Here is a 13,220-nt window from a genome sequence, read left to right as displayed (position 1 = left end):
GAACTGTCGCGGGAGGCGGCATTTCGGAATGTCGAAGACGGCTATCCTGAGATCCGGCGCCGTTTCCCAGAAGGTCTCGCGGTCGATCTCATCGGCGCAGGCCAAGCCGAATTTGCCGCTGCGCAGCCGTTGCTCATAGTGATAGCGACCGTGTTCACCCATCCCGGACGCGTATTGAAACGAGGCCCACAGCGCATCATCCGTTGCGCCCGCATGTGCGGTCAGATATTTGACCCTGCCACGTGCCCGCAACGCGGTGAGACTGGGCAGCATACCGTCCTGGCTGGCCCGGTCGACCAAGGCTCCATCCGCTCCGTCGAGCGCGATCATGAGAACCCGTGTGGTCACGATGTTTCTCCCGGGGCCACGATCCAAGGACCGAAAATCCGGCCGTCCATGCCAGGCCGGATATCCCCATCATTGCTCATTGCCGTCCCCCCGATAGTCAACAGCGATCACGACGCAGAGGTTGTGTCGAACGCCTTCGCCATGTCGACGAGCACCCATCCTGGCCGGTAGGGATTGGGCCGGCGACCGGTTTCGCGATAACCATAAGCAAGATAGAGCGCGATGTTGCGTTCCATTTTCGCGTTGGTGTAGAGCCGTATCTCCGGCAGGCCGCACTGCCGCGCCTGCTCGTCGGCGTGTTTCAGCAATGCAATACCGAACCCCTTGCCCTGGAAGGCAGGCGACACCGCGACGGAGAAAATCATCGCGTGATCTTCATGCCGCTCCAGCGCGATCACTCCGGCGAGTTCGCCGTCACTCTCCAGCAGCCAGACCTCGCCTTGGGCGATACGCGGCGCATAATCCTCGGTAACCGGGAGCGGCGGTGCGTCGAGTATAGCGGAGTAGGGAGCGTAGGCGGCTTGCGTCAGCGTGATGATCGCGGCGAGGTCTTCGGGGCCGGCAAGCCTCACGCCAAAGCTGCTCTGGATCGTGATGGGATCATCCTTACCCATCACTCCGCCGCTTCGCGCTTGCCTCCGGGGCGACGCTCCAGCAACTCCTTGAGGAACTGGCCGGTGTAGCTGCGCTTTTCGCGCACGATCGCTTCCGGCGTGCCCGAGGCGACAAGTTCGCCGCCGCCGTCACCGCCCTCGGGGCCGAGGTCGAGCACCCAGTCGGCGGTTTTTATCACTTCGAGATTGTGCTCGATGACCACCACCGTATTGCCTTGGTCGACCAGTTCGTGCAGCACTTCCAACAGCTTGGCGACGTCGTGGAAATGCAGGCCGGTCGTCGGTTCGTCGAGGATGTAGAGCGTCTTGCCGGTCGCCTTGCGCGACAGTTCCTTGGCGAGCTTGATGCGCTGCGCTTCACCGCCGGACAGCGTCGTCGCCTGCTGGCCGATGTGGATGTAGCCCAGCCCAACCTGCTTCAGCGTCTCCAGCTTGTCGCGCACGCCAGGCACGGCGGCGAAGAAATCGACGCCTTCCTCGACGGTCATGTCGAGCACGTCGGCGATCGACTTGCCCTTGAACAGGACGTCGAGCGTCTCCCTGTTGTAGCGCTTGCCATGGCAGACGTCGCAGGTGACGTAGACGTCGGGCAAAAAGTGCATCTCGATCTTGATGACGCCGTCGCCCTGGCAGGCCTCGCAGCGGCCGCCCTTGACGTTGAAGGAGAAGCGGCCCGGCTGATAGCCGCGCGCCTTCGCTTCCGGTAGCCCGGCGAACCAATCGCGGATCGGCGTGAAGGCGCCGGTATAGGTGGCGGGGTTCGAACGCGGCGTCCGCCCAATGGGCGACTGGTCGATGTCGATGACCTTGTCGAGAAACTCCAATCCCTCGATGCGGTCATGCTCGGCCGGATGCTCGCGCGAACCCATGATGCGGCGCGAGGCCGCCTTGAACAGCGTCTCGATCAGGAAGGTCGACTTGCCGCCGCCCGATACGCCGGTGACGGCGGTGAAGGTGCCGAGCGGGATTTCGGCGGTGACGTTCTTCAGATTGTTGCCGCGCGCGCCGATGATCTTCAGCCGCCGGTTTTTCTTCGCCTCGCGGCGCATGCCGGGCGTTGCCACTTCGAGCGCCCCCGACAGATATTTGCCGGTGATCGAATTGGGGTTGGCCATCACCTGCTGCGGCGTGCCCTGGGCGATGATCTCGCCGCCATGGATGCCGGCGGCCGGACCCATATCGACGACATAGTCGGCATGCAGGATGGCGTCCTCGTCATGCTCGACGACGATCACGGTGTTGCCGATGTCGCGCAGGTGCTTGAGCGTATCGAGCAGGCGCGTGTTGTCGCGTTGGTGCAGGCCGATCGACGGCTCGTCCAGCACATAGAGCACGCCGGTCAGGCCCGAGCCGATCTGGGAGGCCAGCCGGATGCGCTGGCTTTCGCCACCCGACAGCGTGCCGGAATTCCGCGACAAGGTGAGATAGTCGAGCCCGACATCGTTGAGGAAACGCAGACGCTCGCGGATTTCCTTCAAGACGCGGACAGCGATCTCGTTCTGCTTGTCGTTGAGCTGCGCCGGCAAGTCGGTGAACCATTTGTCGGCGTTGCGGATCGACTGTTCCGTCACTTCGCCAATGTGTTTGCCGCCGATCTTCACCGCCAGCGCCTCCGGCTTCAACCGGTAGCCCTTGCAGACCGGGCAGGGCGTTGCCGACATGAAACGCTCGATTTCTTCGCGCATCCAGGCGGATTCGGTCTCCTTCCAGCGGCGCTCGAGATTGGGGATGACGCCTTCGAAGGTCTTGGTCGTCTTGTAGGAGCGCAGGCCGTCATCATACTGGAAGGTGATCTCGCGCTCGCCGGTGCCGCGCAGGATCGCTTCCTGGGCCGACGTTGAAAGATCCTTGAACTTGTCGCCGAGTTTGAAGTCGTAAGCCTTGCCCAATGCCTCGAGCGTCTGCGAGTAATAGGGCGAGGTCGATTTCGCCCATGGGCTGACGGCGCCGTCGCGCAACGACACGTTCTCGTCGGGCACCACAAGGTTTGGGTCGATGGCGCGCTGGCTGCCGAGACCGTCGCAGGTCGGGCAGGCGCCAAACGGGTTGTTGAAGGAGAACAGCCTGGGCTCGATTTCCGGAATGGTAAAGCCGGAGACCGGGCAGGCGAACTTTTCCGAGAACAGGATGCGCTCATGCGTCTCGTTCTTCGACTTGTTGACCGAATCCTCGCCAGTCTGGCTGGCATCGAGCGGCTTGTCGGCAAACTCAGCCACCGCCAGCCCCTCGGCCAGCTTCAATGCCGTCTCGATGGAGTCAGCAAGCCTTGTGGCAAGGTCGCCCCGCACGACGATGCGGTCGACGACGACATCGATGTCGTGCTTGTATTTCTTGTCCAGCGCCGGCACATCGGCGATTTCATAGAAGACGCCGTCGACCTTGACGCGCTGGAAGCCCTTCTTCTGCAACTCCAGCAGTTCCTTGCGGTACTCGCCCTTGCGGCCGCGCACGATGGGCGCCAGCAGGAACAGGCGCGTGCCTTCCTCGACGGCCAGCACCCGGTCGACCATCTGGCTGACTGTCTGGCTCTCGATCGGCAGGCCGGTGGCCGGCGAATAGGGCACGCCGACGCGGGCAAACAGAAGGCGCATATAGTCGTAGATCTCGGTGACGGTGCCGACCGTGGAACGCGGGTTCTTCGACGTGGTCTTCTGCTCGATCGAGATGGCCGGCGACAGGCCGTCGATCTGGTCGACGTCCGGCTTCTGCATCATTTCGAGGAATTGCCGGGCATAGGCCGAGAGGCTCTCGACATAGCGGCGCTGGCCTTCGGCATAGATGGTGTCGAAGGCGAGCGACGATTTGCCGGAGCCCGACAGGCCGGTCATGACGATCAAGCTGTCACGCGGCAGGTCGAGATCGACATTCTTCAGATTGTGTTCGCGCGCCCCGCGAATGGAAAGATATTTATGGTCGGCCATGTCAGGTCGCCGCCTCGGATCTGGATTTGTGGGATCGGCGGGTTTCCCCGACCATTCCGTATGTAGTTATTTTTGCCGCCACGTCGAGAGACGCCACAATTCTCGACAGAAGTCGTTTAACCGCCTTTCGCGCGAGGGGGCAAGCGGAAAGAACAAAGGCCGAACACGCTCCTGACAAAGCTGTGCGGAAACTGACCCGAACGTAGGCTCTCGGCGATCACATTTTTCCGTAACCGGCTATTGATGGTTGACGCGGCCAACGCACGGGAGCAGTCTTCGAAAGTCAGCGAAGCCGGCCGTCTATCGATGGCCTCGCCGCCCCAAGGCGGCCTGCGAGACGCCGCAGGCATTTGCGATTTGCGCTTCACGACGACAATGTCGCAACGGACAAGAGGAGCGGAGCATGACGCCACCGGATAGTCCCCCAGGGCTTCAGTTGTTACTGGAGCCGCGGCAGGCATAAGTGCCAAGGGCAGGCGTTTTCGCCGCCCGACAAACCGTGACCTGCCGTATCCCTGAAAATCAGAGACTGCTAGTCGGATCGTCGGCTGAATGCCGCGAAGCATCCGAAATCAAACGCCGGCAGTACACTCCCGGCAAAAAATGGATTTGAGATCCAGAAAAGCCCCGTCCGTTTGCCAAGGCACGGCGGGGCTGTTCTTTTGGGCGGCTCCAGTTGGTAGGCCCGATCTTTGCCTATCTCGGTGGCTTGATCCCGCCAGCTCCGACATCGACGGTGATGCTGCCGGAAATCCTGACGTCGGTATTGCCGATCTTGAACTGCCCGTTGCCGCTGCTGGGGAACGCGTCGTCGGGTTCGGGCGCCGGGGCCGGCTTGGCGATGCGATAGTCGCCGGTTACGCCGGGCAGGGCGCTTTTCCGGACCGACGACGAGGCGTCGTCGGCAAGTGCCGATCTGGACACGAGGCCAACGATGGCAAGCACCAAGGCGGCGGTGACACGGTGCGATGTTCTTGATCGATTAGTGTCGGTCATCCCCTTGTTATAGGGGCCTGCCGCCACCGGAACCAGAGCGGGATCGTCAAATCTTCGACGAGCAGCTACGCAGCCTTTTTGCGGGTGTCGAACACATGGTCGACAATGCCCCAGGCCTTGGCCTCGCGAGCGGTCATGAAATGGTCGCGGTCGAGCGTGCGCTCGACGTCTTCATAGCTGCGGCCGCAGTGCTGGGCGTAGAGTTCGGTCATGTGGCGTTTGGTCTGGCCGATGCGTTCGGCGTGCCGCTGGATGTCGGAAGCCTGGCCCTGGAAGCCGCCCAGCGGCTGATGCAGCAGGATAGTGGCGTTGGGCAGTGCGATGCGGCGCCCGGCCGTGCCAGCCATCAGCAGGAACGATCCCATCGATGCCGCAAAGCCCATGCACACGGTCGACACCGGGCAACTGATATACTGCATCGTGTCGTAGATGGCGAAGCCGCTGGTCACCATGCCGCCCGGCGAGTTGATGTAGAGCGAGATCTCCTTCTCGGGATTGTCCGACTCCAGCGACAAAAGCTGCGCGCAGACCAGCGCCGAGACGTCGTCGTTGATCTCGCCGTTGACGAAGACGATGCGCTCGCGCAGCAGCCGCGAAAAAATGTCGAATGCGCGTTCGCCGCGGCTCGATTGCTCGATTACCATCGGCACAAGACTGGCAACACCGCTCATTTTTCTGTCTCCAATTTTCCGTGTTCAGGCCGCGTGCAGCAGCAGAAGGCGTGGTGTGTTCGCGGCTATAGGCGTTCCGGCCCCGCGCAGCGAAAGCCGGCAGCCGGCCCCCGCCATGGCCACGGCCGGCATCGCCTTGCGAGCAAAGCCGTCATGGACGATGCGCAGATGCGTGCCGCCGGAAACGGTACGGGCGAGTGTGAAGGTGACGGTGCTGTCGAGTGGGTGCGCGGCATCGTCCGACTTCTCGTGCCAGGAATAGCGCAGCAGGCGCTCGGGCTCGGCATCGAGAATCTCGCATTCGATCGCCGCGTCTTGACCGGCGAAGGCAAAGCGGCTGCCGGTCTGCGGCCTGATGTCGTTGGGCATCATCCAGGCGGCGAGCAGTTCCGGCACGGTAAGCGCCCGCCAAACCTTTTCCGGCGGCTCGGCAAGATCGTATTCGAACTCGATCGCATCGGGAGAGACTTCGCTTTGGCTTTTCATTGATCCATGTCCTTCAAAACCGTCTTCAGCCTTTCGATGCGCTCCGGCCAGAAGGTACGGTAGCGTTCGATCCATGAGAGCAGCGGGGCAAGCCCCCGCGGATCCGCACGATAATAGGCGTTGCGGCCGGCCCGTCGCTCGACCACGAGGCCGGCGCCCCGCAGCACCGCCAGATGCTGCGACACCGCCGGCTGCGACACCGTCAGGCCGTTGCGCAATTCCGACACACTCATCTCACTTGTGGCGAGACGCTCGAAGACAGCACGGCGTGTCGGGTCGGCCAAGGCGCGGAAAATCTCTGCTTCGATCATGACAAAAGCATAAGTCGATACTTATCGAGTTGGCAAGCGGTGTTTTGAGACCCATATGCATCGCTCGGGTATTGCTGCCATTCCTTGACAATCGGGGGCGGTGCATATAGGAACGAAAAGGGAACAAAAACGTTGTGGGAAAAGCCAGCCTTGGCAAGCGGCTGACGTGCGTAGCCTGTAAGGTGCTGCGACAAAAATTTTTTTCGGATAGCGCGGAGAAATATCATGGCGGGTAGCGTCAACAAGGTCATTCTGGTCGGCAATCTCGGCGCTGACCCTGAAATCCGCCGCCTGAACTCGGGCGAGCCGGTCGTCAACATTCGCATCGCGACGTCGGAAAGCTGGCGCGACAAGAATTCCGGCGAGCGCAAGGAAAAGACCGAGTGGCATAACGTCGTCATCTTCAATGAGGGCATCGCCAAGGTGGCCGAGCAGTATCTGAAGAAGGGTATGAAGGTCTATGTCGAGGGCCAGCTGCAGACGCGCAAATGGCAGGACCAGACCGGTGCCGACAAATATACGACCGAAGTCGTGCTGCAGAAATTCCGCGGCGAGTTGCAGATGCTCGATGCGCGTGGCCAGGGTGAGGGCGGTCAGGTTGGCGGCTACAGCGGTGGCGGCAGCAGCCGTGGTTCCGATTTCGGCCAGTCGAGCCCGAACGAAGGGTTCAACCGCGGTGGCGGCAACGCTCCCAGAGGCGGCGGTGGCGGTGGTTCGTCGCGCGAATTGGACGACGAAATTCCATTCTGATCGAAAGCCGTACCAAATAGCGAATACCTTTGCTTGATATGCCCCGAGGGTCCGCATGGACTTTCGGGGTTTTGCATGGTGGTTTTGAACTGACCTTGGCGCGATCGGAGACGTAAAGAGGACTGGCGATGAAGGCACGGGTAAAATGGGTCGAGGAGCGCACCTTCGTCGGCGAGTCCGGCAGCGGTCACAAGGTCGTGCTGGGCACGGCGTCAAGCCCGGAAGGCAAGACGCCGGGACCGAGCCCGATGGAGCTGGTGCTGATCGGCACCGGCGGCTGCTCGGCTTATGATGTCGTCCATATCCTCGAAAAGGGCCGCGAGGCGGTCGAGGACTGCGTGATCGAACTCGACGCCGACCGCGCCGAGACCGACCCGAAAGTGTTCACCCGGATCCATATGCATTTCATCATCAAGGGCCGTGCGTTGTCGCCCGACAAGGTGAAACGCGCGATCGACCTGTCGATCGACAAATACTGCTCGGCTTCCGCCATGATGGCCAAGACAGCCACGATTACGCATGATTTCGAGATCGTCGATACGACGGCGAAATAGGGCCGTAGGTATACCGCTCAACCGGCCATCAGCGCCTTGATGCCATCTGCCACGAACTGCACGGCCAGTGCCGCCAGGATAACCCCGAGCAGGCGGGTCAGGATCGAGCGGCCGGTCTGGCCGAGGATGCGGTCGATGCGTTCCGACAGCACGAAGACCAGATAGGTTATGACGAGACAGACAAGAATGATGCCGACCAGGGCCGCCTGCGCCGCAAAACCCTGAAACGAGCCGGAGAGCAGCACCGTCGCTGAAATCGCGCCGGGACCGGCGATCAGCGGGATCGCCAGGGGGAAGGCGGCGATGTTGTGAATCATGTCCTTGGTGATGGCGACATCGCCGATCTTTTCCTTGCGGTCCTGCCGGCGCTCGAACACCATTTCGAAGGCGATGAAGAACAGCAGGAACCCGCCGGCGACCCGGAACGCGGGCAGGGTGATGCCGAACACCGACAGGATCGACGCCCCGGCCACCGCAAACAGCGCCATCACCAGAAAACCGATGACCGAGGCGCGCACGGAAACCTGGCTGCGCTCCTCGCGGTTCATGCCGCGCGTCACGGCCAGGAACAGAGGCGCCAGCCCAGGCGGATCGATGGTCACGAGAATGGTGACGAAGGCATTGAACAGGCTGTCGAAACTCGGCATTGCTGACCCCTCCCGCCGGGCCAAGCCCGTACCCACACTGGTAGAGCAAACCCCGGTCGGTGGGAACAGTCAGAACCGCAGGTTAGGCGGCAGCGCCGCAACAGGCCTCCAGGCGATAACCGTCCGGATGGACGACGAAGGCCGCGTCATAGTTCTCGCCATAATCGGCGCGCAGGCCCGGTGCGCCATTGTCGCTGCCGCCTTCGCGCAGCGCCCCGGCATGAAAGGCAACGACGCTATCCCGTGTCGGCGCGGCGAAGCAGAAATGCAGGCCGGATCTCTCGTCCGCCGGCACCGGGCGCGCCGCCTCGTTAACCCATAGCGCGACAGCCTGGAGCGCGACAGCCTGGACACCATAGCCGAGCGAGGCAGGCGATTGGCTGACGCAAGTGAAGCCGAGGGGCCCCAGCGCGGCATCGTAGAAACGTTTGGAGGCGGTGACGTCGCGAACGCCGATCGAGATAGGATCGAACATGGTTTTCTCCTTTAATACAAAGGGTTGTGATGTCATCTTTTAGATTGACGATGCGCCAGGAACTCGACCTCCATGCGCCAGTCCACGCCGTCATGCGAGCGCTCGCCGAGCCATCGGAAGGAATTCTCGGTGATGCGCGAAAAGCTCCAGCGTACCGACGAACCGGTGCCGTCGGCGCCGACCTGCACGATCGTGTCGCCTTCGGCGCGGCCGAGCTGGCGGCTGAAATACTGGTTGCGCGGGTCGCTCCAGAAGATGTGCCAGGCATCGACTCCGGGGTCATAGACTCGCAGCGTCGTGCCGTAAAAGGTCCATCTGCCGAGCGATCGCGAGGGGCCGGCGTCACGCGCGGGCAGGATCCAGACGTCCTGGATGGCGCGGCCTTCCAGCGCCCAGCCGAAATGCACCTCGCCGCGTCCGGTCAGCACCGTCCCGTCCTTGAGATGGCGCGCGGCGTCAAACGTCCAGGCACCCGCGAAGCGGCCGTAAAGGTTCAGTTTTTCGGCAAGCCCGTCGATCGGTCCGGGACTGTGCAAGGCTTCGGCAAATGTGGATTGGTCGAGCATGGCTGCGGCCTCTTCTTGTCAGGAGACCGCAAACAATAGGTGCCGGCGGGGTTATGAGCTTGGGAAAAATTGCTATATTCGGCCATGACGGCGACCGCGAATACCCTTGCATCCGGACCTGGCTGGCATGTGGCGGATGTGATCTGCACGGCCAGCGCCGGCGATCGGCCGTTCGAGGAAGTGCATCGAGATTTTTGCGTCGCGGCGGTCACCGGTGGCACGTTCCGCTATCGCGCACAGCAAGGCACCGCGATGCTCGCGCCAGGCAGCCTCCTCCTTGGCAATTCCGGCACATGCTACGAATGCGGGCACGAGCATGGCAGCGGCGACCGTTGCCTCTCCTTCCATTTCGGGCCGGCCTATATGGACCGGATCGTCGCCGACGTACCGGGCGCTGGGAAGCTGACCTTCGAGACGCCACGGCTGCCGCCGTTACCCGCCATCGCACCGCTGCTGGCCGAGGCGGAAGCCGCGCGCGACATCGCCGACGCAGGCGCCTTCGAGGAACTCGCCCTGCGCATGGCAGGTGCCGCCGTGGCGACAATCTCAGGCGCAAGGCACGCCAGTCGCGATCCAAGCCGCCGCGATCAGAAAAGGGTTGCCGAGGCGATGAGGCGGATCGAACTGGATTCCGACGGACCGGTCTCGCTTCCAGCGTTGGCGGATGAGACCGCGACCAGTCCCTATCATTTCCTGCGCACCTTCCGGCAGGTCGCCGGCATGACGCCCTATCAGTACCTGCTCAGGACCCGGTTGCATCGCGCGGCGGTGCGATTGCGCACGTCCAACGATGCCATCTCGACAATTGCTTTCGAGGCCGGCTTCAACGATCTGTCGACCTTCAATCGCCGGTTTCGACGCGTCATGGGTGAAACGCCGGGCCGGTATCGGTCCGGGCGCGTTGGCAGCCGCTGAAAAGTTGCCACGAGCTCCAATTGATCGCGCGCGCGGCGTTCGTCTGGGGAAAACGGTCCATTGGCGGCTTTTGCCGTGCTGGCGGCGAAAGGGTTGTGGCCATATCGTCGCAATCAGTGGTATCCATTTGAAATTACCGCTAAAATTGACACTGGAAAAGTGCCCCGGACATTGGAGTTTCGGCCTCGCTTCCTATATAAGCAGCGAGTGATTCCTGATTAGATTGTGATCCGATTTGACCGACCAGAAGACACCGCGCGGCACAGACGGCGGCCCCAGCGGCATCGAGCCGATATCCATTATCGAGGAGATGCAGCGCTCCTATCTCGATTACGCCATGAGCGTGATTGTCAGCCGTGCGCTGCCCGATGTGCGCGACGGCCTGAAGCCGGTGCACCGTCGCATCCTCTACGCCGCCCATGAGAGCGGCTATCACTGGAATCGCAAATATGTGAAATCGGCGCGCCCCGTCGCCGACGTGATGGGTAAATACCATCCGCATGGCGACGCCTCGATCTATGACGCCTTGGTGCGCATGGCGCAGGACTGGTCGCTGCGCGTGCCGTTGATCGATGGGCAGGGCAATTTCGGTTCGATCGACGGCGATCCGCCTGCGGCGATGCGCTACACCGAATCGCGCCTGACCAAGGTCGCGCACGAGCTGTTGGAGGATATCGACAAGGATACCGTCGATTTCCAGGACACCTATGATGCTTCGGACACCGAGCCGAAGGTTCTGCCGGCGCGCTTTCCCAATCTGCTGGTCAACGGTTCGGGCGGCATTGCCGTCGGCATGGCCACCAACATTCCGCCGCACAATCTCGGTGAAGTCTGCAACGCCGCCATCGCCGTCATTGACAATCCGGCGATCGACCTGCCGGCGCTGATGGAAATCATTCCAGGCCCCGATTTCCCGACCGGCGGTATCGTGCTTGGCCGCTCCGGCATCTACAGCGCCTATTCCACCGGCCGCGGCTCCATCGTCATGCGCGGCAAGGTCAACATAGAGCAGCGCGGCAATGACCGCGAGTCGATCATCATCACCGAGGTTCCCTACCAGGTGAACAAGGCCTCGATGATCGAGAAGATGGCCGAACTGGTGCGCGACAAGCGCGTCGAGGGCATTTCCGATATACGCGACGAAAGTGACCGTCAGGGTTATCGCGTCGTCATCGAACTCAAGCGTGACGCCGTTGCCGACGTCGTCCTCAACCAGCTCTACCGGTTCACGCCGCTGCAGAGCTCCTTCGGCGCCAACATGGTGGCTCTGAACGGCGGCAAACCGGAGCTGCTGAACCTGACCGACATGCTGAAGGCGTTCGTCACCTTCCGCGAGGAGGTGATCAGCCGGCGGACGAAGTTCCTGCTGCGCAAGGCGCGGGACCGTGCCCATGTGTTGGTTGGCCTTGCCATCGCCGTCGCCAACATCGACGAGGTCATCAAGCTGATCCGCACCGCGCCGGACCCGCAGACGGCGCGCGAGCAATTGATGGAGCGGCGCTGGCCCTCGGGCGACGTTGAATCGCTGATCCTCCTCATCGACGATCCGCGCCACCGTATCAACGAGGACGGCACCTACAATCTGTCCGAGGAACAGGCTCGCGCCATCCTCGAACTGCGCCTGCAGCGCCTGACCGCGCTTGGCCGCGACGAAATCGCCGATGAGTTGAATACGATCGGCGACGAGATCAAGGACTACCTCGACATCCTGTCGTCGCGCGCGCGTATTCAGCAGATCGTCAAGGACGAACTCGCCGCCGTGCGCGACGAGTTCGGCACGCCACGCCGCACCGAGCTCACCGACGGCGGCGCGGACATGGAAGACGAGGATCTGATCCAGCGCGAGGACATGGTCGTGACGGTGAGCCATTCCGGCTACATCAAGCGCGTGCCGCTGTCGCTCTATCGAGCGCAGCGCCGCGGCGGCAAGGGCCGCTCCGGCATGTCGACCAAGGAAGAGGATTTCGTCACCCGGCTGTTCGTGGCCAACACACACACGCCGGTGCTGTTCTTCTCCTCGCGCGGCATTGTCTACAAGGAAAAGGTGTGGCGGCTGCCGATCGGCAACCCGCAGTCACGCGGCAAGGCCCTGATCAACATGCTGCCGCTGGAGCAGGGCGAGCGCATCACCACCATCATGCCGCTGCCCGAGGACGAGACCAGCTGGGGCGATCTCGACGTGATGTTCGCCACAACGCGCGGCACCGTGCGCCGCAACAAATTGTCCGACTTCGTCCAGGTCAATCGCAACGGCAAGATCGCCATGAAGCTGGAGGAGGAGGGCGACGAAATTCTCGGCGTCGAGACCTGCACCGACAATGACGACGTGCTTCTGACGGCGAATTCGGGTCAGTGCATTCGCTTCTCCGTCGGCGACGTGCGCGTCTTCCAGAGCCGCAATTCGGTCGGCGTTCGCGGCATAACCATGGCTGAAACCGACCGCATCATCTCCATGTCGGTGATCGAGCATGTCAATGCTTCACCGGCGGAACGCGCTGCTTACCTCAAGCGGGCGGCGTTGGAGCGGCGGTTTGCCGCCGAGACGGTCGGAGAGGAAGAAGAGATCGCGCTCACCAATGAGGAGATCGGCGAGGAGACGGAGCTTCCGGACGACCGCTACGAATTCCTCAAGGCGCATGAGCAGTACGTGCTGACGGTGACCGAATATGGATACGGCAAGCGCTCATCGTCCTACGATTTCCGCCTGACCGGCCGCGGCGGCAAGGGCATCCGCGCCACCGACGTGTCGAAGGCGGCCGAAATCGGCCAGCTGGTGGCGACCTTCCCGGTCGGNAGCCGCGCCACCAAGGGCGTGACGATCTTCAATACGGCTGAAGGTGAAAAGGTGGTTTCGGTCGAGCGGATTTCGGAGCCGCAATCGGACGAGGAAGTGGAAGAGGCCGTCGAGGGTGGCGCGGGGTCGGATTCGACTGACAGCGGTCCGGATAACGCCGAATAGTCCTGGA

General features: G+C 62.4%; 13 protein-coding genes. 4 read left to right on the top strand and 9 right to left on the bottom strand.

Annotated elements, in window-relative coordinates; genetic code table 11:
- Nucleotides 1-455: 455 nt before the first annotated feature.
- The 6 genes from X739_RS145560 to X739_RS145585 all read right to left on the bottom strand — a co-directional run bounded on the left by X739_RS145560 (nucleotide 456) and on the right by X739_RS145585 (nucleotide 6,347).
- Entirely contained in the window at nucleotides 456-962 is a 507-nt protein-coding gene (locus X739_RS145560) for a GNAT family N-acetyltransferase (RefSeq protein WP_051410604.1), read from the bottom strand.
- Nucleotides 962-3,883: an excinuclease ABC subunit UvrA gene (gene uvrA / locus X739_RS145565; RefSeq protein WP_023795228.1), complete on the bottom strand. Its 2,922-nt coding sequence runs from the start codon at nucleotides 3,881-3,883 to the stop codon at nucleotides 962-964. The genes X739_RS145560 and uvrA overlap by 1 nt, the downstream gene beginning before the upstream one ends.
- Nucleotides 3,884-4,579: 696 nt before the next feature.
- Entirely contained in the window at nucleotides 4,580-4,879 is a 300-nt protein-coding gene (locus X739_RS145570) for a hypothetical protein (protein WP_023783992.1), read from the bottom strand.
- A gap of 65 nt (nucleotides 4,880-4,944) precedes the next feature.
- The gene (locus tag X739_RS145575; RefSeq protein ID WP_023773880.1) at nucleotides 4,945-5,550 is read right to left on the bottom strand and encodes an ATP-dependent Clp protease proteolytic subunit; all 606 of its coding nucleotides are present in this window, start codon (nucleotides 5,548-5,550) and stop codon (nucleotides 4,945-4,947) included.
- A 24-nt stretch (nucleotides 5,551-5,574) separates the two neighbouring features.
- Entirely contained in the window at nucleotides 5,575-6,036 is a 462-nt protein-coding gene (locus X739_RS145580) for an SRPBCC domain-containing protein (protein WP_023795227.1), read from the bottom strand.
- Nucleotides 6,033-6,347 carry a metalloregulator ArsR/SmtB family transcription factor gene (locus X739_RS145585; protein ID WP_023773878.1) on the bottom strand — a complete coding sequence of 105 codons (315 nt, stop codon included), beginning with the start codon at nucleotides 6,345-6,347 and terminating at the stop codon, nucleotides 6,033-6,035. The genes X739_RS145580 and X739_RS145585 overlap by 4 nt, the downstream gene beginning before the upstream one ends.
- A 225-nt stretch (nucleotides 6,348-6,572) precedes the next feature.
- Between X739_RS145585 and X739_RS145590 the strand changes: the two genes are divergently transcribed.
- Together X739_RS145590 and X739_RS145595 are read left to right on the top strand one after the other, a co-directional pair.
- Complete coding sequence (locus X739_RS145590) at nucleotides 6,573-7,097, top strand: single-stranded DNA-binding protein (RefSeq protein WP_023773877.1); 525 nt, start codon at nucleotides 6,573-6,575, stop codon at nucleotides 7,095-7,097.
- A gap of 128 nt (nucleotides 7,098-7,225) precedes the next feature.
- Entirely contained in the window at nucleotides 7,226-7,651 is a 426-nt protein-coding gene (locus X739_RS145595) for an OsmC family protein (RefSeq protein WP_023783993.1), read from the top strand.
- A gap of 17 nt (nucleotides 7,652-7,668) precedes the next feature.
- Here the strand turns inward: X739_RS145595 and X739_RS145600 are convergent, their stop codons facing one another.
- The 3 genes from X739_RS145600 to X739_RS145610 all read right to left on the bottom strand — a co-directional run bounded on the left by X739_RS145600 (nucleotide 7,669) and on the right by X739_RS145610 (nucleotide 9,339).
- The gene (locus X739_RS145600) at nucleotides 7,669-8,298 is read right to left on the bottom strand and encodes a MarC family protein (protein ID WP_023795226.1); all 630 of its coding nucleotides are present in this window, start codon (nucleotides 8,296-8,298) and stop codon (nucleotides 7,669-7,671) included.
- Nucleotides 8,299-8,380: 82 nt separating this feature from the next.
- Entirely contained in the window at nucleotides 8,381-8,773 is a 393-nt protein-coding gene (locus X739_RS145605) for a VOC family protein (RefSeq protein ID WP_023795225.1), read from the bottom strand.
- A gap of 32 nt (nucleotides 8,774-8,805) precedes the next feature.
- The gene (locus X739_RS145610) at nucleotides 8,806-9,339 is read right to left on the bottom strand and encodes a hypothetical protein (RefSeq protein WP_023795224.1); all 534 of its coding nucleotides are present in this window, start codon (nucleotides 9,337-9,339) and stop codon (nucleotides 8,806-8,808) included.
- 84 nt (nucleotides 9,340-9,423) lie between these two features.
- Here X739_RS145610 and X739_RS145615 point away from each other — a divergent pair, with 84 nt between their 5' ends.
- The gene (locus tag X739_RS145615; RefSeq protein ID WP_023795223.1) at nucleotides 9,424-10,254 is read left to right on the top strand and encodes an AraC family transcriptional regulator; all 831 of its coding nucleotides are present in this window, start codon (nucleotides 9,424-9,426) and stop codon (nucleotides 10,252-10,254) included.
- A 235-nt stretch (nucleotides 10,255-10,489) separates the two neighbouring features.
- Nucleotides 10,490-13,213, top strand: coding sequence for a DNA gyrase subunit A (gene gyrA, locus X739_RS145620; RefSeq protein ID WP_023795222.1), 2,724 nt, complete (start codon nucleotides 10,490-10,492; stop codon nucleotides 13,211-13,213).
- Nucleotides 13,214-13,220: the final 7 nt, after the last annotated feature.

It is taken from the genome of Mesorhizobium sp. LNHC209A00 (assembly GCF_000502915.1).
Taxonomy (GTDB): Bacteria; Pseudomonadota; Alphaproteobacteria; order Rhizobiales; family Rhizobiaceae; genus Mesorhizobium.
Note: the sequence above shows the minus strand (reverse complement) of the source record. Positions and strands in the feature narration are given on the sequence as shown.